This window comes from Psychrobacter sp. Arc9 (assembly GCF_041431295.1).
In the GTDB taxonomy this organism is placed as follows: Bacteria; Pseudomonadota; Gammaproteobacteria; order Pseudomonadales; family Moraxellaceae; genus Psychrobacter.
The window spans coordinates 221,786-248,557 of sequence record NZ_JASMRK010000002.1 but is presented as its reverse complement, the minus strand read 5'-3'; the positions used below and the strand labels follow the sequence as shown (position 1 = coordinate 248,557).

Annotated in this window: 20 protein-coding genes; 16 read left to right on the top strand and 4 right to left on the bottom strand. The window is 44.7% G+C overall.

What is annotated here, in order from left to right:
• Nucleotides 1-66: 66 nt before the first annotated feature.
• From nuoE to QO187_RS02235, 11 genes are all read left to right on the top strand, one after another.
• Nucleotides 67-576, top strand: a complete 510-nt coding sequence (nuoE, locus tag QO187_RS02285) for an NADH-quinone oxidoreductase subunit NuoE (protein ID WP_057758927.1) — start codon at nucleotides 67-69, stop codon at nucleotides 574-576.
• Complete coding sequence (gene nuoF, locus QO187_RS02280) at nucleotides 573-1,997, top strand: NADH-quinone oxidoreductase subunit NuoF (protein ID WP_286708271.1); 1,425 nt, start codon at nucleotides 573-575, stop codon at nucleotides 1,995-1,997. The genes nuoE and nuoF overlap by 4 nt, the downstream gene beginning before the upstream one ends.
• Nucleotides 1,998-2,007: 10 nt before the next feature.
• On the top strand, nucleotides 2,008-5,088 hold the full coding sequence (gene nuoG, locus QO187_RS02275; protein WP_371546934.1) for an NADH-quinone oxidoreductase subunit NuoG: 3,081 nt from the start codon (nucleotides 2,008-2,010) through the stop codon (nucleotides 5,086-5,088).
• A gap of 52 nt (nucleotides 5,089-5,140) precedes the next feature.
• Nucleotides 5,141-6,133, top strand: coding sequence for an NADH-quinone oxidoreductase subunit NuoH (gene nuoH / locus QO187_RS02270; protein ID WP_179798733.1), 993 nt, complete (start codon nucleotides 5,141-5,143; stop codon nucleotides 6,131-6,133).
• Between the two features lie 68 nt (nucleotides 6,134-6,201).
• A complete protein-coding gene (gene nuoI / locus QO187_RS02265; protein ID WP_010198902.1) occupies nucleotides 6,202-6,750 on the top strand; it encodes an NADH-quinone oxidoreductase subunit NuoI in 549 nt (182 codons plus the stop codon).
• The gene (gene nuoJ / locus QO187_RS02260) at nucleotides 6,747-7,490 is read left to right on the top strand and encodes an NADH-quinone oxidoreductase subunit J (RefSeq protein WP_371546931.1); all 744 of its coding nucleotides are present in this window, start codon (nucleotides 6,747-6,749) and stop codon (nucleotides 7,488-7,490) included. The genes nuoI and nuoJ overlap by 4 nt, the downstream gene beginning before the upstream one ends.
• A 98-nt stretch (nucleotides 7,491-7,588) precedes the next feature.
• Nucleotides 7,589-7,897 carry an NADH-quinone oxidoreductase subunit NuoK gene (nuoK, locus tag QO187_RS02255; RefSeq protein ID WP_025653102.1) on the top strand — a complete coding sequence of 103 codons (309 nt, stop codon included), beginning with the start codon at nucleotides 7,589-7,591 and terminating at the stop codon, nucleotides 7,895-7,897.
• Between the two features lie 4 nt (nucleotides 7,898-7,901).
• The gene (gene nuoL, locus QO187_RS02250) at nucleotides 7,902-9,776 is read left to right on the top strand and encodes an NADH-quinone oxidoreductase subunit L (protein WP_371546929.1); all 1,875 of its coding nucleotides are present in this window, start codon (nucleotides 7,902-7,904) and stop codon (nucleotides 9,774-9,776) included.
• A 3-nt stretch (nucleotides 9,777-9,779) separates the two neighbouring features.
• Nucleotides 9,780-11,405, top strand: a complete 1,626-nt coding sequence (gene nuoM, locus QO187_RS02245; protein ID WP_371546926.1) for an NADH-quinone oxidoreductase subunit M — start codon at nucleotides 9,780-9,782, stop codon at nucleotides 11,403-11,405.
• Nucleotides 11,406-11,408: 3 nt separating this feature from the next.
• On the top strand, nucleotides 11,409-12,887 hold the full coding sequence (locus QO187_RS02240; RefSeq protein WP_371546923.1) for an NADH-quinone oxidoreductase subunit N: 1,479 nt from the start codon (nucleotides 11,409-11,411) through the stop codon (nucleotides 12,885-12,887).
• 334 nt (nucleotides 12,888-13,221) lie between these two features.
• Nucleotides 13,222-14,049 carry a ferredoxin--NADP reductase gene (locus QO187_RS02235; protein ID WP_101206256.1) on the top strand — a complete coding sequence of 276 codons (828 nt, stop codon included), beginning with the start codon at nucleotides 13,222-13,224 and terminating at the stop codon, nucleotides 14,047-14,049.
• An 86-nt stretch (nucleotides 14,050-14,135) separates the two neighbouring features.
• Here QO187_RS02235 and QO187_RS02230 read toward each other — a convergent pair whose 3' ends face one another.
• A complete protein-coding gene (locus QO187_RS02230) occupies nucleotides 14,136-14,915 on the bottom strand; it encodes a hypothetical protein (RefSeq protein ID WP_371546920.1) in 780 nt (259 codons plus the stop codon).
• Nucleotides 14,916-15,496: 581 nt separating this feature from the next.
• Between QO187_RS02230 and QO187_RS02225 the strand changes: the two genes are divergently transcribed.
• Together QO187_RS02225 and QO187_RS02220 are read left to right on the top strand one after the other, a co-directional pair.
• Complete coding sequence (locus QO187_RS02225; protein ID WP_191114835.1) at nucleotides 15,497-16,384, top strand: TonB family protein; 888 nt, start codon at nucleotides 15,497-15,499, stop codon at nucleotides 16,382-16,384.
• A 190-nt stretch (nucleotides 16,385-16,574) separates the two neighbouring features.
• On the top strand, nucleotides 16,575-17,450 hold the full coding sequence (locus tag QO187_RS02220) for a mechanosensitive ion channel family protein (RefSeq protein WP_102092965.1): 876 nt from the start codon (nucleotides 16,575-16,577) through the stop codon (nucleotides 17,448-17,450).
• Nucleotides 17,451-17,499: 49 nt separating this feature from the next.
• Here QO187_RS02220 and ybeY read toward each other — a convergent pair whose 3' ends face one another.
• Both ybeY and QO187_RS02210 read right to left on the bottom strand, forming a co-directional pair.
• Nucleotides 17,500-18,099 carry an rRNA maturation RNase YbeY gene (gene ybeY, locus QO187_RS02215; RefSeq protein ID WP_371546917.1) on the bottom strand — a complete coding sequence of 200 codons (600 nt, stop codon included), beginning with the start codon at nucleotides 18,097-18,099 and terminating at the stop codon, nucleotides 17,500-17,502.
• 315 nt (nucleotides 18,100-18,414) lie between these two features.
• Nucleotides 18,415-19,518: a PhoH family protein gene (locus QO187_RS02210; RefSeq protein WP_179798643.1), complete on the bottom strand. Its 1,104-nt coding sequence runs from the start codon at nucleotides 19,516-19,518 to the stop codon at nucleotides 18,415-18,417.
• 598 nt (nucleotides 19,519-20,116) lie between these two features.
• Between QO187_RS02210 and QO187_RS02205 the strand changes: the two genes are divergently transcribed.
• Complete coding sequence (locus tag QO187_RS02205; protein ID WP_371546914.1) at nucleotides 20,117-21,445, top strand: UbiH/UbiF/VisC/COQ6 family ubiquinone biosynthesis hydroxylase; 1,329 nt, start codon at nucleotides 20,117-20,119, stop codon at nucleotides 21,443-21,445.
• 166 nt (nucleotides 21,446-21,611) lie between these two features.
• Nucleotides 21,612-22,895 (top strand): FAD-dependent monooxygenase, encoded by a 1,284-nt coding sequence (locus QO187_RS02200; RefSeq protein WP_371546912.1) that lies wholly within the window; start codon nucleotides 21,612-21,614, stop codon nucleotides 22,893-22,895.
• Nucleotides 22,896-22,899: 4 nt separating this feature from the next.
• On the opposite strand, the gene QO187_RS02195 is transcribed toward QO187_RS02200, so the two are convergent.
• On the bottom strand, nucleotides 22,900-23,811 hold the full coding sequence (locus tag QO187_RS02195; protein ID WP_160021578.1) for a lysine exporter LysO family protein: 912 nt from the start codon (nucleotides 23,809-23,811) through the stop codon (nucleotides 22,900-22,902).
• Nucleotides 23,812-24,076: 265 nt separating this feature from the next.
• On the opposite strand from QO187_RS02195, the gene QO187_RS02190 reads away from it, so the two are divergent.
• Nucleotides 24,077-26,770, top strand: a complete 2,694-nt coding sequence (locus QO187_RS02190) for an alpha/beta fold hydrolase (protein ID WP_290176429.1) — start codon at nucleotides 24,077-24,079, stop codon at nucleotides 26,768-26,770.
• The last annotated feature ends 2 nt before the right edge of the window (nucleotides 26,771-26,772 follow it).

The window sequence follows — 26,772 nt, the reverse complement described above, 5'->3', positions numbered from 1 at the left end:
CACAGTTTTAAGCAGACTGATATTGGCTTGTGATAGAGCAGGATGAGTGAGGAAAGACAGAAGATTATGAAAATTGTTTCCGACAAAATGCCAAAAGTAGATGTGGAAAGCATTCTCACTAGTGATGAAATTGCTGCCATTCATGAGTTTATGCACCATTACCCACAGGCGCGTGCTGCCTCATTAGATGCGCTAAAAATCGTGCAAAAGCGTAACGGCTGGGTCGATGATGCGCAAGCAAATGCCATTGCCAATATCCTAGATATCCCGATGTCAGACATGGACGGAGTTGCGACTTTCTTTAACCGTATTTATCGCCAACCTGTCGGTCGCCATGTGATTCTCATATGCGACTCTGTGGCGTGTTATTTGACAGGTTATGAAGCGCTGTCAGCTGAGATCAGATCACAGCTGGGTATTGAGTATGGTCAGACAACTGCTGACGGACGTTTTACCCTATTACCAATTTGCTGCTTGGGCAACTGTGATAAGGGACCAGCGGTACTGATCGATGAAGACACTTATGGCCCTGTCCAGCCATCTGAGGTCGCGCAATTATTGGAGCTATACGCATGAGTTTAACGATTTCAGAGCAAATTGCTCGTCGCGGCCAAGGCCAAGCGCCAAGCCAGCTAAATGCACAGCGTGTTCCAATTTACGGTGATAAAGCGACAGCCACTAGCGAAACCAAGCCTTTGACGTGGCGTTTGGCGCATCATGATGCGGTGCTTGATTTAGCCACCTATGAATCTCTAAAAGGCTTTACGGGTCTAAAAGAAGCGCTATCCAAATCGCCTAAAGACGTCGGCAATATGATTAAAGCGGCCAATGTTCGAGGTCGCGGCGGTGCAGGTTTTAATGCTGGTCTTAAATGGTCATTTATGTCGCCGCCGGATGGTTTGCCGCGTTATCTCATCTGTAATGCTGATGAAATGGAGCCGGGCACATTCAAAGACCGTTTGCTCATGGAGCGTCTACCGTTTCAGCTGATCGAAGGTATGCTAATTACCGCTCATGCGATTGGCGCCACTGACGGTTATATCTTTATCCGTGGTGAGTATATCTTGGCCGCTGAACGTTTGGTCGCTGCTATCGAAGAGTGCTTGGCCAATAATCTCATGGGCGATAATATTTTAGGCTCAGATTTTAGTTTTAATCTGCATGTGCATACGGGCGCTGGACGTTATATCTGCGGTGAAGAAACCGCATTGATTAACAGCTTAGAAGGTCGCCGTGCTAACCCACGTACCAAACCCCCTTTCCCGCAAATCTCTGGTGCATGGGGCAGACCAACGGTTGTCAATAACGTTGAGACCTTATGCAATATGCCAGCCATCTTGAATCACGGCGTAGAGTGGTATCAATCACTATCCGAGATTAAAGGTAAAAGTAAAACGCCAGGCACCAAACTATTCGGCTGCTCAGGTTTAGTTAATGATCCAGGCCTTTGGGAATTACCGTTTGGTTATACAGCTCGCGAAATCATTGAAGATTTAGCCGGTGGTATGAAAGATGGTAAAACGCTCAAAGCTTGGCTGCCGGGCGGCGCATCGACTGACTTTTTGACTGCAGAGCATTTGGATGTGGTAGTAGATTTTGACACCATTCAAAATGCTGGTAGCCGTATGGGTACTGGTCTCATTATGGTCGTCGATGAATCACAAGACATGGTGCCACTATTGCGCAACCTTGAGATTTTCTTTCAGCGTGAGTCATGCGGTTGGTGTACACCATGCCGTGATGGTCTGCCATGGGGCGTTAAACTGCTTACCGCTATTAATAATGGTGAAGGGCAAGTGGGCGATGTAGAAAAACTAGAGGGCCTCACGCGTGACTTATGGATTGGTAAAACATTCTGTGCGCATGCCCCAGGTGCGATGGAACCACTAATGAGTGCGATTAAATATTTCCGTCCAGAGTTTGATCAAAAAATCGCGCAGGCGGTTGGTGTCGATGTTATTGATGCTGCAGCCAACCAACAGCCAGTAGTGAAATAAGGAGAGCGGCATGGCAGTCATACATATTGATGGAACCACTGTCGAAGTAGATAGCGCAGATAACTTGCTACAAGCCTGCTTATCACTCGGCATTGATGTGCCGTATTTTTGTTATCATCCAGCCCTTGGTTCAGTAGGCTCGTGCCGTCAGTGCGCGGTCAAGCAATTCCAAAACAAAGAAGATATGGAAGCGGGTCGCGGTCGCCTAGTCATGTCATGTATGGTCGCTCCTGGCGATGACATGTACATCTCTGTGACTGACGATGAAGCCAAAGCATTCCGCAAGTCGATGGTTGAGCTACTCATGACCAACCATCCGCATGACTGTCCAACTTGTGAAGAGGGTGGACATTGTCATTTGCAAGACATGACCTATATGTCAGGTCATAGCCGTCGTCGCTATCGCTTTACCAAACGCACGCATCATAACCAAGAGCTTGGACCATTCATCGCGCATGAGATGAACCGTTGTATCGCTTGCTATCGCTGTGTACGTTTTTATAAAGACTACGCGGGCGGCGAAGATTTGGGCGTTTATGGCTCAAATAATCGCGTTTACTTTGGCCGTGATAAAGATGGTCAGTTTGAAAGCGAGTTTTCAGGCAACTTGACGGAAGTCTGTCCAACAGGTGTGTTTACCGATAAAACTCACTCTGAGCGCTACAACCGTAAATGGGACATGCAGTATGCGCCAAGCATCTGTCATGGTTGCTCAGCTGGTTGTAATATTTCACCGGGCGAGCGTTATGGTGAATTGCGCCGTATCGAAAACCGTTATAACGGCGAAGTAAACCGCTATTTCTTATGTGACCGTGGCCGCTTTGGTTATGGCTATGTCAATCGTGATGATCGTCCAACGCAAGCGCTTGAACGTATCAATGATAAGCATGTCAAAATCAATATTGACTACGCACTTGATGAAACCATCAAACGTATCAAAGATAAAAAAGTCATCGGGATTGGCTCACCGCGTGCCAGTTTAGAGACCAACTTTGCGCTAAAAAATCTCGTTGGCTTTGATAACTTTTCAACAGGTCTGAATCATCAGCAGCAAGCACTGGTCAATAAATGCATCGAAGTGCTTAGCACTGAAGGCATTTATAACCCTAGCATGACCGATATCGAAACGCATGATGCAGTGCTCGTATTAGGTGAAGACATCACGCAAACTTCATCACGTGTTGCGCTGTCAGTACGTCAAGCCGCAAAAAATGAAGGCTTGAAAATGGCAGCGGCGCTGCAAACGCAACCTTGGCTTGCTGAACCAGTTAAGCGTATCGCTCAAGATGCGCTAAGCCCAGTCTATGTCATCGATGTAACGCAAACTAAGCTAGAAGATATCAGTAAAGTGAGCGTAGTGGCGACCCCTGAAGACATCACTAAGCTTGGCTTCAAGGTTGCTGATGAGATTGCTAATTTCGCTGATGATTTAGCAGACATAGCAGATCCACAAGCAGCTGAACAAGATGCTGATACAAGTACTGAAACTGACGGTATGCAAGCACTGGCGCAGCAAATCGCTTATGACTTGATTCAAGCTGATAAGCCTTTAGTTGTCTCGGGTAGTAGCTTATCTTCTACCGCATTGATAGAAGCAGCAGCACAGATTACCCAAGCGTTGACCCAAAAACGCGCGGCAATTAAAGCGACCGAGCAACAGCAGGTCGAGGCACATAATGCCAAAGTACAGGCAGCGCAAGCAAAAGCGGCTAATGACCAGCCTGAAGAAGACCAAGATTTATCTGCTAAGCCAAACAAACCTGAAACGGGCGTGAATACAGAAGCGCAGGATGATGTCGAGCGTGAGCCTGCTGAAAACCTTGAATTAAAAGAAGTGAATAACAAGTATCAGGCACAAGCAGGTATTTATCTAACGGTTCCTGATGCCAATAGCATGGGCGTTTGTATGCTTGGCGGTCAGTCAGTTGAAGAACTGCTAGCGACTGATTACGATGTGGTTGTGGTTGCAGAAAACCAGCTAACAGATGCGATTGATGCCAATAAATTGACGCAGCTATTGACTGATAAAACGGTCATTGCGTTAGATCATCAGCTGCTTGATTGGCATAAGGACGTCGATATCGTATTGCCAGCGGCTAGCTTTGCAGAAGCGGATGGTACATTGATATCAGCTGAAGGCCGTGCGCAGCGCTTCTTCCAAGTTTACGATAACGAATACTACCATCCGATGAGCAGCATTAAAGAAGGCTGGCGCTGGATACATGCTGTGCATAGCAGCATTGAAGGTCGTGATGTCGACTGGACGCAGCTAGATGATGTTATCAATGCGTTGATTGCCACCCATCCTAAGCTTGCAGGTATCAAAGGTGCTGCGCCTGATGCTGATTACCGTATAACGGGTCTGAAAATCGCGCGTCAACCGCGTCGTTATTCAGGTCGTACTGCTATGCGTGCGCCAATCTCTGTGCACGAGCCAATGCAGCCGAAAGATTTGGACACTGGTCTGACCTTCTCAATGGAAGGTTATAGCGGTAAAGAAACGCCAAGCTCGATGATTCCTTTTGCCAATGCGGCAGGTTGGAACTCACCGCAAGCGTGGAACAAATACCAAGACAAAGTCGGCGGTCATCTAAAAAATGGTGATCCAGGTGTGCGTTTGTTCGATCAGCTAGAGCGCCTAGCCACTCGTCAATATGTGGCGCCACAAGCAATGTCATCGAATACAACTGACTTACAGCACGGCCAAGCCAAACTGGTACCGATTCATAATATCTATGCCAGCTCAATGATGGCATCACGTAGCCCAATCGTCGCAGAGCAATTACCCGTTGCTGCATGGCGTATCGGTATAGACGATGCCAAAGACTGGAATATCGCTGCCGGTGATTACTTGGCGATTGAAATTGACAAGCAACAAATCACCTTGCCAGTACAGCTGGTCGGTTATTTGGCAGAAGGTTGTATCGGTTACCCAGTCGGGCAGGTGAGCATTATTCACCCATCAATGCCAGCGTCGGTGCGTAAAGTGGATGCACCAGTGACGATGATGGGTAGCATGGCTAACGATATGATTAATGATAATGACACAGCGCAAATTAACGCAGCGCCGACCACCACACAGGAGGTGTAATATGCAAGTTACCCGTATTATCCCTGATGTGCCAAGCTTTTTGGCCAATAGCATGAGTTTTGATACTTGGTCTATTCTGTTTTTGGTGGGTCAATCACTAGTCATCTTTTTAGTCGTGGTATTGGTTGCCGCGATGATGATTATCTATGAGCGCCGCATGCTGGCCTTATGGCAAGATCGTTATGGTCCAAACCGTGTTGGGCCTTTTGGTTCGTTGCAGTTAGTCGCTGATATGCTCAAAATCTTCTTTAAAGAAGATTGGACACCAAACTTTACCGATAAGTTTATGTTCACTTTGGCACCTGCGGTCGCGATGTTTACTGCCTTGGCTTCATTTGCCATTATTCCTATCTCGCCAACGCTTGGCGTGGTTGATTGGGATATTGGTATTCTGTTCTTCTTTGCTATGGCAGGTATTGCTGTTTACGCAGTGATGTTCGGTGGTTGGGCGTCTGCCAACAAATTCTCGCTACTCGGTGGTTTGCGCTCAGCTGCACAAACGATCAGCTACGAAGTGTTTTTGGGTTTGTCGTTGATGGGCGTTGTTGCGCTAACAGGTTCATTTAACTTACGTGCTATTGTCGAAGCACAAGCAGACGGCTGGTATATCATTCCGCAGTTTTTTGGCTTTTTGACCTTTGTCGTGGCTGGTGTTGCCGTTACGCATAGACATCCATTTGATCAGCCAGAAGCAGAGCAAGAACTGGCTGAAGGTTATCATGTTGAATATTCTGGCATGAAGTTTGGTATGTTCTTTATTGGTGAGTATGTCAACGTTGTCTTGATTTCTGCCTTAATGACTTGCTTGTTCTTTGGCGGTTGGCTTGCGCCGTTCAATTTAGATATTCCATTTATTCCACCAGCTTTTTGGTTCATGATTAAAACGCTGTTCTTTATGACGATGTTTGTTTTGGCTCGAGGCTCACTCATGCGTCCGCGTTATGATCAGGTGATGAACTTTGGCTGGAAAGTATGTCTGCCCGTAACCTTAATCAATCTATTGATTACTGCTGCGGTCATTTTGATCTTTTCCCCAACGTTATAGTCATTACTAGTAGCCATCACTAGCCATTACTGATGAACTAGGGTAAAGCTGATAAGGATAATAATCCCATGTTTACTACCATAAAAAAGACCGTCATTGGTATATTTACCATTGTCCGCAGCATGTGGATGGTCAATAGTCATGCGCTCAGACCGCGTGACACCATCCTTTATCCTGAAGAGCCGGTACCTGTGCCGCCGCGTTTTCGTGGACGTATTGTCCTAACTCGTGATCCTGATGGAGACGAGCGCTGTGTCGCTTGTAACTTGTGTGCGGTGGCATGTCCGGTAGGGTGTATCTCATTACAAAAAGCCGAGCGTGAAGATGGACGCTGGTATCCAGAGTTTTTCCGTATTAACTTCTCACGCTGTATCTTTTGTGGATTGTGTGAAGAGGCCTGTCCAACGACAGCGATTCAAATGACCCCAGATTTTGAGCTGGGTGAATATAAGCGCCAAGATTTGGTCTACGAAAAAGAGCATTTGCTCATTTCAGGACCAGGTAAATACCCTGATTATAACTATTATCGTGTGACAGGTATGGCGGTAGCAGATAAACCAAAAGGCGCAGCACAAAATGAGTCTGCACCGATTGATCTAAGGAGCTTGCTACCATGATGAATATTTTGAACCATCCTGAACTGGCTGGGTTTTATTCGCTTGCAGCAGTGGCAGTATTTGCCAGTCTGCGCGTAGTGACTCAGGCCAATCCAGTGCATGCTATCTTATCGATGATTGTATCGTTGTTAGCAATTGCTGGGATATTTTTTGTATTAGGTGCGCCGTTTGCAGGAGCATTAGAGATTGTTGTCTATGCTGGTGCCATTATGGTGCTATTTGTTTTCGTTATCATGATGCTTAATTTGGGCATGAGTAATGACGAGCGCGAAGAGCGTTGGCTCGATGCTGGCACTTGGGCGATTCCAACAGGGTTGACGATAATCATTGCCGTTGTGCTCTATGCGATGATTGGTCTTAATCACGATGAAGCTGTCATGATGGGTGGCACGACTATCTCTGCCAAAGCAGTCGGTACGGTGCTATTTACCAAATACATTATGCTGGTTGAAGTAGCAGCATTGCTATTATTGGCAGCCTTGGTCGCCGCTTATCATTTAGGTAAAGAGACAGTCGACGATGAGGTCATCGGTAACGATAGCCAAAACTTCAAGCCAAGCGTAGGCAGTATCAAACAATACGACAATGATAGTACGCTTACACAGCATGACGGCGTAGAAATGGCTAAGCCTTACGAATATAAAGATGTTGATCCGCATGACTATGTAGGTATGAAGGTAGGCACGAAAGCAGGCAGTCAAGTAGGTGCGAATAAAGTTACGCGCAAGGAGTCAGACTAATGGTACTAGCAGCAAGCGTGGCACAAGATGTGTCAAACGTGCCGTTTGCCCATGAGGTGGCAGGCTTAGTACAGCCAGTTGCTGAGGCGCAAAATGTACTGGGTATGATACCCATGAGCCATGGACTGATTTTGGCAGGTATTTTATTTGCTATCGGGCTGTGCGGGGTTATGGTACGACGTAACTTCCTATTTATGCTAATGAGTCTTGAGATCATGATGAATGCGGCAGCATTGGCATTTGTAGTAGCAGGTAGTCGCTGGGTCGATCCAGACGGACAGATTATGTTTATCTTTATTTTGACCTTGGCTGCGGCTGAAGCGTCAATTGGTCTGGCAATATTATTGCGTTTTTATCATCAGCGTGGGCATCTCGATGTCGATAGCGCCAATGAGATGAAAGGATGATGTCATGAGTTTATTACCATTAACCTTTATATTCCCGCTCATTGGCTTTTTGATTTTAGCCTTTATGCGCGACAAATTATCAGAGACGGTCGCAGCGATTGTTGGCGTAGGTAGCATGCTGTTATCAGCACTATGCACGTTAGTGGTTAGCTATACCTTTTTGACCACCAATCCAGCTGGAACGATAATTGAAGTTCCGCTGTGGACATGGTTCCAAGTTGGCGATTTTGCCCCACATTTCGGTTTGAGCTTTGATGGTCTTGCATTGACCATGACAGGCGTTATTACGGGTATTGGCTTTTTGATTCATCTGTTTGCCTCTTGGTATATGAAAGGCGACACTGGCTTTGCCCGTTTCTTTAGCTATATGAACTTGTTTGTGGCCAGTATGTTACTACTGGTACTCGCAGATGATTTGTTCTTGCTATATCTTGGTTGGGAAGGCGTGGGTATCTGTTCGTACCTATTGATTGGTTATTATTACCATGACAGAGCCAACGGCCGTGCCGCGATGAAAGCCTTTACCGTCACGCGTGTCGGTGATGTGTTCTTAGCCTTTGGTTTATTTTTATTATTTCGCGAATTCGGCACGCTTAATATTCAAGAGATTATTACGCGCGCGCCAGAAGTGTTCGATGTAAATAACCCAACGATGATGCTTACCACGATGATGTTGGTCGGCGGCGCGATGGGTAAGTCAGCGCAGTTGCCACTACACACATGGCTTGCTGATGCGATGGCAGGTCCAACACCTGTATCGGCATTGATTCACGCGGCAACAATGGTAACGGCTGGCGTTTATCTGATTGCCCGCTTGCATCCATTGTTTGAGTTGACCCCAGGCATCTTATTATATTGGGTTGGCGGCGTCGGGGCATTGACGCTGGTCGTTGCTGGATTCTGTGCGCTTGCACAAACGGACATCAAACGTATCCTTGCGTATTCAACCATGAGTCAGATTGGCTATATGTTCTTAGCGCTTGGCGTGGGTGCGTGGCAAGGGGCAATCTTCCACTTGATGACGCACGCCTTCTTTAAAGCATTGCTGTTCTTATCATCAGGTGCGGTCATCCTCGCGGTACATCACGAGCAAGATATCTTTAAGATGGGCGGTCTGCGCAAAAAGATACCATTGGTATTTTGGTGTTATATCATCGGTGGCGGTGCACTTGCTGCGATACCTTGGGTTACTGTTGGTTTTTATTCTAAAGAAGCGATTCTTTGGGAAACTTATGCCACAGGTCACTTAGTACTATTCTATATGGGTGTGTTCGGCGCATTCTTAACCGCAATCTATACGTTCCGTATGATTTGGATAATATTCTTCGGTGAAGAAAAAACCCATGCGCACAAGCTATCAGGGGTGTCGTACTGGTTACCTTTAACGGTATTGCTAGTGTTATCTACAGCCGTTGGTGCTTGGATTACGCCACCATTAGATGGTGTATTGCCAGAGAGCGTTGGTCATCTATTAGAAGTTGCGGGTCAAGCACATGCTAAGCACACCGCAGAGTATATCGCGATGGGTGCAATGGCAGCAGGTTTGATATTGGCAGCACTATTGTATGTTGTCAACAAAGGTCGCTTGCTCACTAGCTTTAAGCGCTCACGTATTGGTGGGGCACTATATCACTGGTGCTACCATGGCCTAGGTTTCGACGCGCTATATGATGTAATTTTTGTAAAACCCTTTTTATTCATCGGCCGCTTACTTAAAGCCGACCCTATCGATAAAACGTGGTTGCTGTTACCTAAGCTGGCTTCAGCAGGTAATAAGGTATTGTCTGCGACGCAAACAGGGTCTCTTCGAGGTTATGCCACAAGCTTTGGCTTGGGTATGGCTGTATTGCTGGTGCTGGTAATGATGACGGTGGTGTAAAAGATGATTGAGTTACAACAAACGTGGATGCTACCAGCATTAATCGTAATTCCTTTTATTGCAGGATTGCTATGCTGGGTGGTAGAGCGATTTAATAAACGTCTGCCGCGCTGGATTGCCTTGATCGGTATGATGTTGACCTTTGCTTTGTCATTGGTGCTTTGGCAGAAGGGCGATTTTAGCGGTATGAGTAAGCAGGTCATTGCACCAGATGCTGCCGTGCCTTGGGTAGCAGAATTTAGTGTGCCGTGGATACCGAGCTTTGGTATTAGCTTTCACTTAGCGCTAGATGGCTTGTCACTGATGATGGTGGCCCTAACAGGTTTGCTTGGTGTGGCAGCTGTTGCTTGTTCGTGGAATGAGATTCAGCGCCGCGTTGGCTTTTTCCACCTGAACTTGCTATGGAGTTTGGGCGGCGTTATTGGTGTTTTCTTAGCGATTGATCTGTTTTTATTCTTCTTCTTTTGGGAGATGATGCTGGTTCCTATCTACTTCTTGATCGCCATTTGGGGTCATGATGTGGTTGGCAAAACCAAAGAATACGCAGCCACTAAGTTCTTTATCTATACCCAAGCGTCTGGGCTTATCATGCTCATCGGTATTTTGGTATTGGTCATTATCAGCTACGCCCAAAAAGGTGTAGTGAGCTTTAACTATAATGACTTGCTCGGTACGTCACTTGGTGGTTGGGAATATCCAATCATGCTGTGCTTCTTCATTGGCTTTGCGGTGAAGTTGCCAATTATTCCTTTCCATGGCTGGTTGCCAGATGCGCATGCGCAGGCACCAACGGCAGGTTCGGTGGATTTGGCAGGTGTACTAATTAAAACTGCTGCATATGGTTTGATTCGTTTTGTGTTGCCGCTATTTCCAGCAGCGTCACAAGAGTTTGCGCCGATAGCGATTACACTAGGTACGATTGGTATTTTCTACGGTGCATGGCTAGCGTTTATGCAGACTGATATGAAGCGTTTGCTGGCCTATACCAGTATCTCGCATATGGGTTTTGTGGTACTAGCAATTTATGCTGGAACATTGCTCAGCTTACAAGGTCTGATGATTCAGATGCTTGCTCATGGTTTGAGTTCAGCCGCACTATTTATTATGGCAGGACAGCTATATGAGCGTCTGCATACACGCGATTTGACCTTAATGGGTGGTATGTGGGGGCAGTTCCGCTACTACGCACCGATACTGATGTTCTTCTGTGCGGCGTTGCTTGGTATTCCAGGTACGGGTAACTTCATTGGCGAGTTCATGATTTTATTTGGCTCATTTGCTCAGTATCCCGTGTTTGTGGTATTTGCGACATTCAGTTTGGTATTAGCAGGTCTTTACTCGTTGATTTTGATTCATCGCGCGCTATTTGGTGAAAACAATATCGCCGCATTGGCAGAGCGAGAGACTAAGTCACATGGCTTACCTGCACGTAAACTAAAAGATTTGGGCAAGCGTGAGCTGTCATTACTACTGATGTTAGCTGCTGGTTTGGTATGGCTTGGACTGTACCCACAGCCGTTCCTTGATACCTCAAGTCACGCAATGCAGTGGATCAATAACGCATATATATACAGTCAAGTGACACAGGTAGATGCGTCGCAGCTGCTTGATGTAATGGAGGCACGTTAAGTCATGAATGATATTACGATGAATGATTTGATAGGATTGTTGCCTTACGCGCCGATTATCGCCGTAGTGATTACGGTACTGACGGTTATGATCGCGATTACCTTTAAACGCTCGCACATGGTCACTGGTACGATTACGGTGGCAGGCTTAAACATTGGTCTATTTACCCTTATCGGGCAGATGATCGGTGTGATTGACAGCGGATCTATCGCACCAAACGCTGAGCAGTTATTTGTTATTGATAACTTCGCTCAGTTTAATATGGTAGTGATTTTTGTCTGTGCCTTGGCTTGCTGTACGTTATCGTATGCGTACCTCGCCAACCTAAAAGACAATAAAGAAGAGCTATACTTGCTCATGTTGCTAGCGACTACTGGTGCACTACTCATGGTAAGCGCGCAGCATATGGCGTCATTTTTTATGAGCCTAGAGATGCTATCAGTACCGTTATATGGTTTGCTTGCTTATACTTATATGCGCAACCAGTCACTTGAGTCGGGATTGAAGTATTTGGTATTGTCGGCGACTGCATCAGCGACATTGCTGATGGGTATGGCCTTTATCTATGCAGAAGTAGGCTCACTAGCATTTAAGCCAATCAGCATGGTGCTGGGCAATATCTTTGAGTCGCCACTACTGATACTGGGCGCGGCAATGATGATGTTTGGTATCGCGTTCAAGCTCTCTGCAGCTCCCTTTCACATGTGGACACCCGATGTGTACGAAGGGGCACCAGCACCTATCGCTACTTTTTTAGCCTCTGTATCAAAAGTTGCGATGATGGCGCTAGCGGTTCGCTTCTTGATCGATACGGCGTTATTAGCACTACCATCAGTACAAATGCTACTAATGGTAATGGCTACCTTGTCTATTTTAGTGGGTAACCTACTGGCAGTACGTCAAACCAGTCTAAAGCGTCTACTCGGTTATTCTTCTATTGCCCATATGGGTTACGTGATGATTGTTATCGTCAGTATTGGCTCAGCTGCTGATAGTATCTCTAGTATGTATATGGCAGTCTATGCCTTTACCTCTATTGGTGCCTTTGGTGTCGTGACGTTGATGTCGAGTCCATACCGCTTATCTGGTGAAGCTGAAGAGCTGACTCACTATCAGGGGTTGTTCTGGCGTCGTCCAGTACTGACCGCTGTGATGACTATCATGATGTTGTCACTGGCTGGTATTCCACTGACGGCAGGCTTTATCACAAAGCTATTTGCTATCTTGGCTGCTGTACAAGGCACCAACTGGTTCTTGGCTGCGATGATTATCTTGGGTAGTGCGATTGGTCTATTCTATTACTTACGTGTGTTACTCACGCTGTTCAAACGTCCTAAGCAGTTCATCGAGTTTGACGTGTCTGGGCAATGGGGTATTCGTACCGGTGGTATTATGGTCATTGCTGTGACGGCGATTATTCTATTCTTTGGTATCTTGCCAAATAGTATGATTGAGTGGGCAAGTTTGGCTCGCATTTGGTAATGTCGCTGAGTTAATACAACAGATAAGTCGCTGCGATCTATCTGTTGTTACGGTTAAAAAACCAAGATGCGCCGGCTTTATGATAAGCTTGGCGCATCTTTTTTTATGCTTACCTTTTTGGTATTTATTTTCTTTTGCCTATCAAAGGTATCTTATAAAAATACAGTTTAATAAAGGGTGGTGTATCAAAAAGTATGCTAGCGATAAAAGTCAATAAGAAATCTATGCTAAGTTCCCTGATTCTATAGGGCTTTAAAGGCTTCAAAAATTGTTCGAATTTTAATCAGCATACTTTTTGATACACCACCTAATAAAGTATAAGTGACGAATAATTATGAGTGATAATATTCAAACAGTAACGGTGCTCAGTAAAACTACATGGACGCCGAACTTATTTAGCTTTACCGTCAGCCGTCCCGATAGTTTTAAGTTTACAGCGGGGCAGTTTGTACGTTTAGGCGTCAATCCCAGTCAATTAAAATATTACCAGCAGACTGATGCAAGTGATGAAACTGCTGATAGCGCATTGAATGAAGATGTCTTTCGCGCGTATTCGATTGTCTCTTCGCCCTTTGATGAGGTGATAGAGTTTTTCTCTATCGTGATTCCTGATGGTGCATTTACGTCGCAATTGCAGCACTTACAAGTGGGTGATGAACTGCTACTTAATACGATGCCATTTGGATTTTTGACGTTAGCACGTTACCAAAAACCATTGCCCAAAGACTTATGGCTGCTAGCAACAGGGACTGGTTTAGCACCGTTTTTGTCAATGCTGCAAGATTTAAAGACATGGGAAGATTACGAGCACATCGTATTGGCTTATAGCGCACGTTCGCTCGATGAACTTGCTTACGTTGAGAAAATCGAAAGCCTACAAGAAGACTTCGGTACACTGGTTGATAATCCAGCAAAGCTTATCTTTATCCCAATCGTCACTCGTGAGCCTGTCGAAGGTGCATTGTCAGAGCGTCTACCAAAGCTACTGCTAGAGGGTACGTTACAAGCGCGCGCAGGTATCGCATTAGATATTGATACTACGCATGTCATGCTATGTGGCAACCCAGATATGGTAGAAGATACTAAAGAGGCTTTAAAAACATTGGGACTGGTGATGAATCGCCGCGGTGAGGGTAATATTGCTGTAGAGAACTACTGGTAGTTGACAACTTCAATAAAAAACGCTGCATCTTAAAGGTTCTTGGCCTTATAGATGCAGCTTTTTTTATAAGATAAAACATTAGCGACTTACTCTTGGCTTGGCTCAGTTGCATCGTCTACAGGGTTAATAGGGCCTTGCATCAATTCAGGATCGTCATCATCACCGATGATATCTTCGTTACTGCTGGCCGCCAGTAAATCGCGATAATTAATCTGAGCCTTCAAGATCATTTGCTCTTCTTCTAGCTCGCCATAATTTATCTGTACCTTATGTAAGGTGCTCATAATTTTCTTATTATTTTTTAACCAACGATGGATATCGAGATAAATCACTTCGTCTTTTGGGCGAGCAATATTTACGTACGACAGAATAAAGCCTAAAGGGTCCTTTTTGAGGACGCTATGATAAAACCAAATCGCCAGTTTGACGCCTTGACGTTTAATGAAAGATTCGCAGCGTAAGTTAAGTATGTCAGTATATGTCTGCTGACCAAATACAAATCGTTGCACATTGCGATCGAGTTGAACATGAATTAGGCTAAAGTTACTTGCTACCTCGGCATAGATGCCGCCTGCATTGACAGTGCAGTACAAACGAAACCAGTCGTTATGCATCTCGACACGTAGCTCTAAAATGGCTTTTACATTGTCGGTAACGAATGTTTGTAGTGCATCATTAACGTAAGTCTGTGCCACTGGCAATGACAACTCATCTTCGAACTTGTCCGTCGTCTTATTATAGATATCTTTAACCGATTGGGCGATACACTCCCAACCACTGCCGAATGACTCGTCAAAACGATAGCCAATACTCTCGAAGAACTCATCAAAATTGTCTGAATTATTCACGTTATCAAAGTCACTCAAACTTATTATCCTTATAGGGCGCGTCATTCAATCGGTGACGTAAAAATGGCTAAACAAACTTTGCAGGCTATCATTGATTTAAACGAAAGCTAATCATCTATAATTTCTTAATATCTACGACCATTAGTAATTTTTATACTGATAGGTAGCAAAAGCGAAAAACTGATCTCTGATACTAGTGCACAGTAAATCTGCACTTATTGTGCTGCTTGATTATCTACTCTGCCTAATTAAGACGATGCACAGTTCTGATTGTTGCAAAGTATCATGCTACTAATTCTATTGTGCTAAAGCAGTATATAACAAATACAGTGGCTTCAAAATGAACACATGCGTTTTATAGCAATTCATTTGGTATAGACAGTGTTTTGTCTGTCTTATAGATTGTCAAATGCATGTTTTTCAATCAGTGGTTAAGGTTACCAATACTATATAGCAGATGTCAAAATGCCGTCTAGGTGCTTATACTGGCGACATAATTCTATGTCATGTTATGATAGCGCCAGTATAAATCATGCCTATCGTTACAACACTTGTTAAATAGTGCTTTGTACTGATGTGCTCACAAGCTGAGATTCATTGTGGCCTATATAAAAGACTCACAGAGCTATCATTTTTCCGCGCAAGCGCCCAAGCGCGATATAAGTTTGCCTGTTGCTATTGTTATTGCGGTGGCTGTTCATGTGCTGATTATTTTTGGGATTAGCTTCTCTATGGGAAAAGACCCAGCTGCTATGATGCAAGATGTGGCAAAGGTGCTGACCGATAACATGCAGCCCAATGAAGACGCACACTTTATTGCCAATGCTTCGCAAGAGGGCGGCGGTACAATAGAAGAGCAGCTAAGACAAGAGAACAATCAGCTAAGTGCAATGTCTGCTGAGCAAATGAGTGAGACTCAAGATATCGTTAACTTACAGCGTAAAGTACGTCAGCAGCGTTATCAAGAAAGCTATCTGCGCACGACGTTAAGTTGGCGTCAGGCCACTGTAGAGTCGGATAATGACAGCGAGCAAGCGCAAGATGACGCGATGGCGCAAGAAGAGCGGCTACGTAAGCAGATTGCAACCTTGGAAGCTCAGCTATCTCAGCGTCAGCAAGTCTACGCAACCAAATCCAAAGTCGTGACGATGGATAGTAATTCGACCACACGGGGTGCGGCAGCCGATTATATCAATACATTCCGTGAGCATGTCGAGCGAGTGGGCAACTTGCATTATCCTGTACAAGCGCGTGCCCAAGGTATTACGGGCGAAGTACGGCTTATGGTTATCATCAGTAACGACGGCAATATCAAAGCCATTCGTTTACTTGAAAGCTCAAACTCTACGATATTGGATGAAGCGGCTAAACAGTCGGTACGACAAGCAGCACCCTTTGGTAAATTTACCGAAGACATGAGCGATATCGTCGAGCTGCGCTTGATACGTACTTACCGCTATAGTGATACAGTCGAAGTAACGTACTAAGGTTAATGTATTCAAGCACTAAGAAGACAGGTGCTAAAGAGACAAGCACTAAGAAAAAAGCTACTGAAATTAAAGCTACTGAGAATAAAGTTGCTGAAAACACAACTGTTAAGGATAACGCTTAACGCACCATTTTTATTATTACAGATACCCAAGTTCATAACACACAGCTATAAAATAAAGAGTCAGTATGGAATTTTTAGGTTTTACCGTCGATGTCGCTACCTTAACGAGCAACGCCCTAGAGCTGGTCATTAAAGTCGCTTTAGCAATACTTATATTTATCGTTGGACGTTGGCTTGCCAAAAAGGCAGTCGCTTTTTCCGATCGCTTGATGACGCGTAGCCATCTGGACGAGACAGTTGCTAGTTTTCTAAGTCGTCTATTGTATGGTGTGCTATTGGTTGTAGTGATTTTAGCTGCACTTAGCAAAGTCGGTGTACAGACTACGTCTGTCGTCGCGATATTAGGTGGTGCCGCTGTTGCCGTTGGTTTGTCACTAAAAGACCAGCTATCGAATTTTGCCGCTGGTATTATGATTGTGACGTTTCGCCCGTTTGTACGCGGTGATTACGTACAGATTAGTAGCTACACAGGTACAGTGACAGAGATTACCTTGGTTAATACCCATCTGACGACCATTAACAATCACGATATCATCATTCCTAATAGCGATATCACGACTTCACCTGTGGTTAATTATACAGCGCTACCCAATCGCCGCGTCGATATCACCGTCGGTATTGGCTATGATGCTGATATCAAAACGGCTAAAGACGTGATGCTAAGTCTGGCAAGAAATAACCCATTGGCTTTTACTGATCCTGAACCTATCGTACGAGTGACCAATCTAGGCGATAATTCAGTAGATCTTACCCTAAACGTTTGGACAACCAATGCCGACTGGTGGTCGATGCAATGCGAGCTACTAGAGCAATTCAAGCAAGCTCTAGATGATGAGAAGATTGAGATTCCATTCCCGCAGCGCAGTGTCCATGTTAAAGGCTTAGATCATATGATCAACCAAATGGGTCAAGCGCAAAAGTTGCCACTATCTAAAGATTAATTGATAGCTGCTTAATAGTTAGAAGACTGTTTATTAAAGCAGTGCTAGTTTAAATATAAGGGTTTGGTAGGTTTAGACCTGCCAAAATCTCAATTTCAAAGTACTCCATCTCATCTTGCTCAGCTTGTCCGAGCTCGTGATCAAAACCCAGTAGGTGTAGCACGCCATGCATTAGCAAATGGCTGATGTGCTGCGCCACGGTTTTGTCCTGTTCAGCCGCTTCACGTACCATCACTTCATGACAGATAATTAACTCTCCAAGAGGCAATGTTGGCATTAGCTCAATGACGGCAGCAGGTAATTCGCTTGGATAAGACAAAATGTTGGTCGCATAGTCCTTACCACGTGCTTCTAGATTTAAAGCACGGCCTTCGACGCCATCAGTAATATATATATCTAGAGTTTTAGACTTTTCCTGCCAAAGCTCAGGATCAATATCTGCAAAATAGGGTAGGGTCAGACCATTATTAATACGACCGTCTATATAATCTAAAGTCGCCATCATGACTGATAGCAAATGCTCGCGATTATAAAAAGTATCTAATACTTCGTCATCAATACTGTCGGTCGCACTGATATCAAGTGCTGCTAAGCTGGCATGGTTGCTAGCGATCTTGTCGTCAAAATTAGTATTGTCAGGTTGGCTCATATTGCTGTCCTTTTTATTATAAATGTGTTTCTAATGCTGCATCGTCTAGGTGATTTATTTGCCAGTTTTTTACTATAAAAGTAGTTCAATCACTATTTATCTTATCGCTAAATTTTTGGCTAATAAATAGAGGCCAATGTATAAAATGTATAAAGGCTACTATAGCTAAGTTACTGGTGGGCGACTAGTAGCGAAAGAGCTAAATTCAATAAACTGTCGGTAAGAAAAAAACCGGACTACTTTGAGTAATCCGGTTTTCTTATGCAAGATAAATGCTTATAGCAAATGACTGTAATTCAGTGATTAGCTTGATTATTATAGATTGGCTGCTGCATTAGCGACAGCTTGTCTACGCTCTTGTTCTTTAATACGTTCAAACTTACGTTTTTCTTCTAAAGCCATTTGCTCTTCATCAAATACGTCATAGGCTTCAACAATTTGCTGTACCAATTGATGTCGTACGACGTCTTTTGAATCAAACTTTGTGATATGAATCTCTTCAATATCTTTTAGAATATCCATCGCTTGTGCCAAGCCTGACTTATGACCACGTGGCAAATCGACCTGAGTAATATCCCCAGTAATGACGGCACGTGAGCCAAAGCCCAAGCGGGTCAAAAACATTTTCATCTGTTCAGGCGTGGTATTTTGCGCTTCATCTAGAATGACAAACGAGTTATTCAAAGTACGACCACGCATATAGGCAAGCGGCGCCACTTCGATAATCTGACGCTCAATCATTTTACCGACTTTCTCAAAGCCTATCATCTCATAGAGGGCGTCATATAGCGGGCGTAAGTACGGATCGATTTTTTGGGTCAAATCACCTGGCAAGAAACCCAGTTTTTCGCCAGCTTCTACCGCTGGACGCACTAGCAAAATACGCTCAATCTCATTACGCTCAAGCATATCGACGGCACATGCCACTGCTAGATATGTTTTACCCGTACCAGCTGGCCCAATACCAAATGACACATCAGAGCTCAGGACATTTTTTACGTAGCGTTGTTGGTTGCCACCACGCGGAACGATGCGACCCTTACGTGTACGTAAACTGATGGGCGTAAACTCGCTAGCCTCATCCAAATCTTCATCATATTCCATGTCATCGTGATCTTGTTCGTCTTCTTCGATGTCTTCATCACGAGAGAGGCTAGATTGGATGATGAGATGCAGCTCTTCTGCACTGATGTCTTTGGTGTTCTGTGCTTCATCTACCATTTTGTAGATAATACGTTCACCGCGTTCGACATTGGTCACATCGCCACTCAGGCAAAAATCACCTTGGCGCTGCATGATTTTAATATCGAGGCGTTCTTGGATATATTTCATGTGATTGTTGTATTCACCAAGCACGGTTTTCAGCTGTGCTGGGGTCAATGATTCAAACTTTATACGGCGGCTCATGGAATCAGTCAAGCGATTATCCTTTTATTGTGTACCCGACGCTATGATTTGGTTTTAATTGCGTGGCGGGTTGCAGAGATAAAATAGTTAGTGGCGTTACAGTATTTAGGTGATACAAAGATTATAGATGATAAAAATGACGGCGATATTATTGTTGTTTTTGTGGAAGGTCGTGAATGAAAGTAATGAAAAGTCTTGCCTTCATTATGGTAGAGAATTTTTAAATTTCAAGCCATACATCAGACAGATAACGCTGTTTTTGTATGCTGATTGCAACTCTACAGCGATTTTCTATAGATTGATTCGATGTTGCTATCAGTTCTATATAATTCATCGCTACCCATCATATGATAGTGCTTTAATAAGATTAAGATATTGGAGTTTTATAAATATAAACCTCGTTTATGATGAGAGTAAAGAAACGATTTGTCTACGGTTAAGACCACGGCATAATGGACAATTTGTGGTAATCTATGGGCGATACCATAGGTTACTGCAACCCATCTAATAACAGCAGCGACATGATAAAAATTATAAAATAAAATCAGTGACGAGCGGCTATCTATCATTAATAAATTGCTTGTCCAAAAATTATAATAGGAAAATAACGATGCAAGATACTGATTCACATTTATCCAATACTGACAGCATACCTAAAAAGTTCGACAGCATCTCTAAAAACAAAGAAGCAATAACTGACCAGCAAGTGCTTATCGCAGGTGGTGGTCATGTTGGTTTGTCTTTTGCATTGCTATTGGCCCATCACGGTATTGCGAGCACCTTATTAGAAAAAAACAGCTATCCAACCATCAGTCCAACGGATGATAGGACTCGCAGCCATTATTTAGACAGTCGCAATACGGCTTTATCGCGGCGCACGGTACAGATATATCAAGAGATTGGACTGTGGGATGAATTACAGAGCCATGCCTGCCGTATCGATACCGTACAGATTAGTGAGCAAGGCAGTTTTGGGCGCGCGCAGCTGAATAAAGCAGAAGAGCGCGTTGAGTCATTTGGGCAAGTCATCGAAAACGCTTGGCTGGGTCGTAAGCTTTTATTAGCCGCACAGCAAGAGCCACTAATTACCTTGATAGATAATGCCAATGTGACAACGGTCCAGCAGCAGGCCAATAGTGTGACACTTAGCTTTAATTATAACGATGAAGCCGAAAACGAGCAGCAGCTACAAGCTAGCGTATTAGTTGCCTGTGATGGACGCGACTCTACAGTACGCCAATTGCTAGATATCGGTACAACTACGTATGATTATCAGCAAACGGCCATCGTCGGCGTAGTAGAGACAAATACGCCACACGAGCATGCAGCGATTGAGCGTTTTAGTCCAGCTGGCCCGCTTGCCGTGCTCCCACTGACCGATCCAGAGGGCGATGGCAATGATGCGTATCAACAAGGCTATAGACGCTCTGTGGTTTGGGTCTGTCCAACAGGTGAAGAAACCAGATATTTAGAAGACGACGCCCATTTCTTGCAGACGTTACAACAAGCTTTCGGTCAACGCGCTGGCAAGTTTACCGCTGCTGGTCGCCGCGGCGCCTATCCATTGACCCGCGTACTAGCGGATAAGCAGGTAGAAGGGCGCTGCGTCATTATGGGCAATGCCGCTCATACCTTACACCCTGTCGCTGGTCAAGGGTTTAATCTCTGTATGCGAGATGCACATGTGCTGGCACAAATGCTAAATGCACAAGTGCTCAAAGGCGCAGATATTGGTGATGCACAGTTATTAAAGCGTTATGAGAAAGCACGTCAAACTGACCAGAAGCGAGTGATTCGTTTTTGCGATGCGGTAGTACACGGCTTCACGCATCCTAACCCAGCGATTAAGCTGGCGCGAAATATGGCGTTGTTGGCCTTTGATAAATTGCCAAATATTAAACCACTAGTCGCCACTTATGCGATGGGTCTAAAATCATAGCGCTATAGTTAATTCTCTTTAAAAGAGTGACAGCGTTAACCTCGCTTAAAGTATGGCCTATACATCTGCACTCGGTTGCATTGTCTCTCTTTTAAACTGAATCAACTAACTGTAATTAAGATTGATAATAAGCATTCTAATATTGAGCAATATTGAGAGACACCTTATGAAAAACAACCATACGCTGATTATCGGTAGCGGTATCGTTGGGGCGACGCTTGCTCTAAAGCTGGCGCAAGATAAAATGCCAGTGACGTTGATTGATGCCCGTCCTGAGCGTGATGAGTCAGCTTGGAAAGATGTGCTTAGCAAACGTGATGCACGTGTCTATGCACTCAGTATGGCTAGTATTAATCTACTCAATGACATTGGCGCGTGGCAAAAGATTGCCGCCTCTAAACGCAAAGCAGACTACTCGCAAATGCAGGTATGGCAGCTAAATGGTATGGGTGAGCTATTATTTGGTGAAAGTGAAGATATTGGCGCCGAGGATAATAGTAGTAAAAATCATGAGCCTACATTATTAGGTAGTATGGTAGAGCCTGCTGTTATCGAGCACGCACTATGGCAACGCTTGCAAGAAGCTGATGTCAGTGAGTATCTGACTCTTATCGCTGGTCATAAAGTTGTCAATATGGATTGGCTAGGGGCGCAGCAAGGCTACCGTGTAACTCTGGACAATGGCGAGGCGATTGATACACGTCTATTAGTTGGCGCTGATGGGCGCGGTTCATTTGTCCGTCAGCAAGCAGGGATTGGCGTAGATACGTTAGACTATAACCAAACCGCAATTTGCTGTGCGATTCAGACTGAGAAACCGCATCAAGCGACAGCACGCCAAGCTATGCTACCGACAGGTACGTTGGCACTATTGCCATTAGCAGATATAACCGATGTTGATAAGACAAATCCGCAGCATTGGCAGTCGATCGTATGGACATTGCCGCGCAATCAAGCATTGGCATTGATAGAGGAAGAAGAGCGTTTTATTGCTGATAAGTTAGCAGCTGCTAGCAATTACGAGCTGGGTGCGATTAATCAGATTGAGTCTATCGCTAGTTTTCCATTAGCGGCACAGCAAGCGAAAAGCTACGTCGCTGATAACTTGGTGCTGATCGGTGACGCTGCTCATGGCGTACATCCGCTGGCAGGTCAAGGACTGAACCTCGGTATGCTGGATGTGCAAGTATTATGTGAGCAATTAGCGCATGACTTTACACGTAGTGGTGGTACGCTTTGGGGCAGCAATCAAACGCTACGTCATTATGAGCGTTCGCGCCGTCCGCATAATAGCCTAATGATGCACAGCTTTTCTGCGCTTAACTGGTTATTTGCAGGGTCACTTGCCCAAATGCGTCCTGTGCAGCAAATCCGTAATGAAGGTATGTACCGAGTTAGTAAAATCAAGCCATTGATGCGCTTGTTTGCTAAGCAGGCGAGTGGGGTATAGTCGTCTACCCAAGCGCCGAAAAGAACACCATCAGCACTGGCGAGACAATATTAATCAAAAAGCCAAAGCTAATCGCTAGTGGCACGACTTTTAGACCACCTGACTGCTGAATGATAGGCAAAGTGAAATCTAAACTGGTCGCGCCGCCAAGCCCAACCGCAGCGGAGGGGTATTTGCGCATAAATACTGGAATAAAGATTAACGCAAAGAACTCACGTACCAAGTCATTAAACAACGCGACACTACCCCAAACCGCGCCATAAGCATCGGTCATGACAATCGCTGATAGCGAGTACCAACCAAACCCTGACGATAGTGCTAAGCCTTTCGTCCATGAGACATCCGTAAATAGTAGCGCGAAAATAAGCCCGCCTGCCAATACTGCTAGCGTAAAGATGACACTCATTTCTACGCCGCGTTTATTAAGTAATACTTCTTTTAAGGTGATGCCCGAGCCTTTTAAGCCTATACCAACCAGTAAAATCAAAATCATCAGCATGACGGTCATAGAGTTTTCAGGCGGCATATAATCAGCAGGCAAGAAATAGCCAATCACCATCCCGATCACCACACAAACCACTTGCGCCAAGCTACCTCGAATGCTCACCCGATGCTCTTTAGATTTTACACTTGGTTTTTTGGCATGCCATGGACGCAGATGGTCAAACAGCATAAGCGCAAACAATCCTGTACCAATTGTTAATATTGATAGGACGGTGACATATAGAGCAATTTCACCCAGCTGATTACCTAGACCTTCTACCTGAGACAGCTCAATACCGATCAGCGCTAGGATGATAAATACTAAGTATGATAGACCTTTGTCGGCCACTTTTGTCATGGTAGGGTTAGACGGAATGGCAAAGCCAATAAACATTGGCATTAGAACCAGAACAAGGGTGACTAGGCTTTCCATGATAAAGGGCTCGCAGCATTTTTAATAAGGCGTTTTTAAGAAGCTGAAGATTGTACCATATAAGGTCAGCAATACTGATATGAGCCATTGAGATTCATTGCAAATCATCGCTCATTGTTGGCCAAAATATAAAAAACTGGACGATTATAATGACGATAATAAATATCTTTTTCAAAATGTTTGAACGTTTTTGAGCGCTTTGTAATTCTTTACCTTATAAACTTTTGTTGCTACATTAAAGTACTGAAAATATTTGGCTAGACTCATGTCGCTATATCAGCTCAAAACTCAGTTTCAAAATCAACTACGTCCGATGAGTAATGCGCTGGTTGAGCAAAACATTACCGCTAACCAAGTGACAGTATCCGCTGTTTTATTAAGTATCGGTACTGCCTATATCATTGCCAAACCAGCGGCTGAACAGCATAGGCTGTGGCTTTTATTGCCTTTATCATTGTTTGTACGTATGGCACTCAATGCTATCGATGGCATGATGGCGCGTGAGCATGGACAGGCCTCAAGGCTCGGAGCCGTGTTAAACGAGGTAGGTGATATGGTTGCCGATACGGCGCTATTAGCGAGCCTGACCCCTCATATTCTGACCCATCATATCAATGATAAAGAACAGCAGACGTTAATAGCCAACTTGCCAACGAATATATCAACTTCTCAGCATCATATCACTGCTCTGATCGCTCTTAGTATTGGCACCGAACTGTTAGGCGTTACTAGTAATACCATGTTAGGTGTTCGTGCTAACCAAGGGCCTTTGGGCAAAAGCGACCGCGCCTTCTTATTAGGGGTGCTTGGTGCCTTTATGGGTAGCAGAGCCAAAGCGCCAGTAAGTATTAAAGGGCAGGTGGCTTCGCCTGCCGTCAGAATAGATCAATTATTTATACTAACAGAAATCATGCTACTAAAGACCTGTCTCAATCGACTACGTTATATGACAGAGTTATACTTGATGCACAATCCACCTGAGCTGCGATCCGTACTGGGTGAGTCAACAAACAACTCACTCTCTCTTACTGTTGTTTTGCCAAATACTTCTACTGATAACGTTCGCCCATTGGAGTTCAAAGAAATGCCAACCACAACCGTTGATAGTCAAAAATCCGAAGAACAGGCCAGTGTTGGTTTTGATTTGCCCGCATCTAAAATCATCAATGGTGAGAGCTGTTATAACGCTTACGATGGCACTGCTATTTATTATCGCTATTGGCTAACGACGCCTTTAGAATATATTAAGCAAGCCAACCAACCGTTGCGCCAAGTTATCTTATTGCACCGAGGACATGAGCATTCGGGACGATTGACAGAGCTGGGAGAGCAGTTTGCAACAGCTGGCTATCAAGTGTTTGCTTGGGATGCGCGCGGCAATGGTCGCTCAGGGGGCATTAAAGATCATGCAGAGAGCGTCACAGAGCTTGAGCGAGATTTAGAGGGTTTCGTCCAGTTGGTGATTGGGCAAACAGGCATTGCTATCGAGGATACATTGATTGTCGCCAGTAGTATCGGCGCGGTATTGGCAGCAGCATGGGTACACGATTATGCGCCTAATATTCGCGGCATGATACTTGGCACGCCTGCGCTCAGTATTCGTCTATATCTGCCCTTTGCTATACCATCGCTAAAGGTGGCACGTACGCTAGGTCTGATGTCACGTGTCAGCAGCTATGTTAAAGCACAAGTACTGACCCATGATAAAGACGCGCAGCAGGCTTACAATGCCGATCCATTGATATCGAATAGTATCTCGACTGATTTACTCATTGATACCCATGCAACGGGGCAGCGTCTACTCGATGATGCTGGTGCTATCACCGTACCGACGTTTGTCTTATGTGCGGGCAAGGATTATGTGGTCGATAAACAGGCTGAGCGGAAATTCTATGAGGCGATTAACACACCGATCAAACGCTGGCAGTTGTATCCAGACAGCTATCATGCAATCTTTCATGAGACCAATAAAGCCGATGTATTTGCCGACTGTATTGAGTTTGCTGAGCAAGTATTTAGCGCACCAGTCCAAGCCCCTGATCTGAGTACCGCTCACTTAGACAGTGCCAGTAAAGATAAAGTAGACCGTTTGGCGATTAAACCATTCAATCCAAACTTTGCCATTACCCGTTTTGCGATGCAAAAGTTCGGTCACGTCAGCGATGCGATTGCGACAGGGCTTGAGCATGGATTTGATTCAGGTCACTCGCTGGATCATGTCTATTACAATCAGCCCAGCGGGCAGAATAAATTTGGACAGGCAGTCGATAAGTTTTATTTAAATAATATTGGTTGGCAAGGTATTCGTATTCGCCGTGAGCACATATTGGAGTTGGCACGCTTAGCACTTACAGATATTGAAGATAAAAATCAGAGTAACGCCAAACCATATCAACCAAAACTGTTAGATATCGCCAGTGGCCATGGTTTTTATGCGTTTGATCTGTTGACTGAGTTTACCGATTTGCAGGCAGAGCTACGAGATTATGAGATGCATAATATACAGGCATTACAAGCAAAAGCGGAGCATTTGGCCATGAGCAGTCGAGTCGTGACCAGTAAAAAGGACGCCTTTGATCCTATTAGTTATATTGATGCACATACGAAAGACACTAGCACCGATACTAAAAAATCAGATCTTGCTATTGCTTCAGGGTTGTTTGAATTGTTCTCTGATAATGCGCTACCAGCGACAGCCTTAGCGGGTATTTATGACAGTTTAAAATCGGGCGGTTATCTGATTTATACCAACCAACCGTGGCACCCTGAACAGGAATTTATCAGTAAAACACTAAACAATCACCGTGGCAGTAGTTGGGTGATGCGTTGTCGCTCGCAAGCGGAAATGGATCAATTGGTTGAGCGTGCAGGCTTTAGGAAAATCACGATGCGTATCGATCGCTTTGGTATCTTTACTGTTTCGTTAGCGATTAAAACTGTATCAGCTGATGATGAGTAATA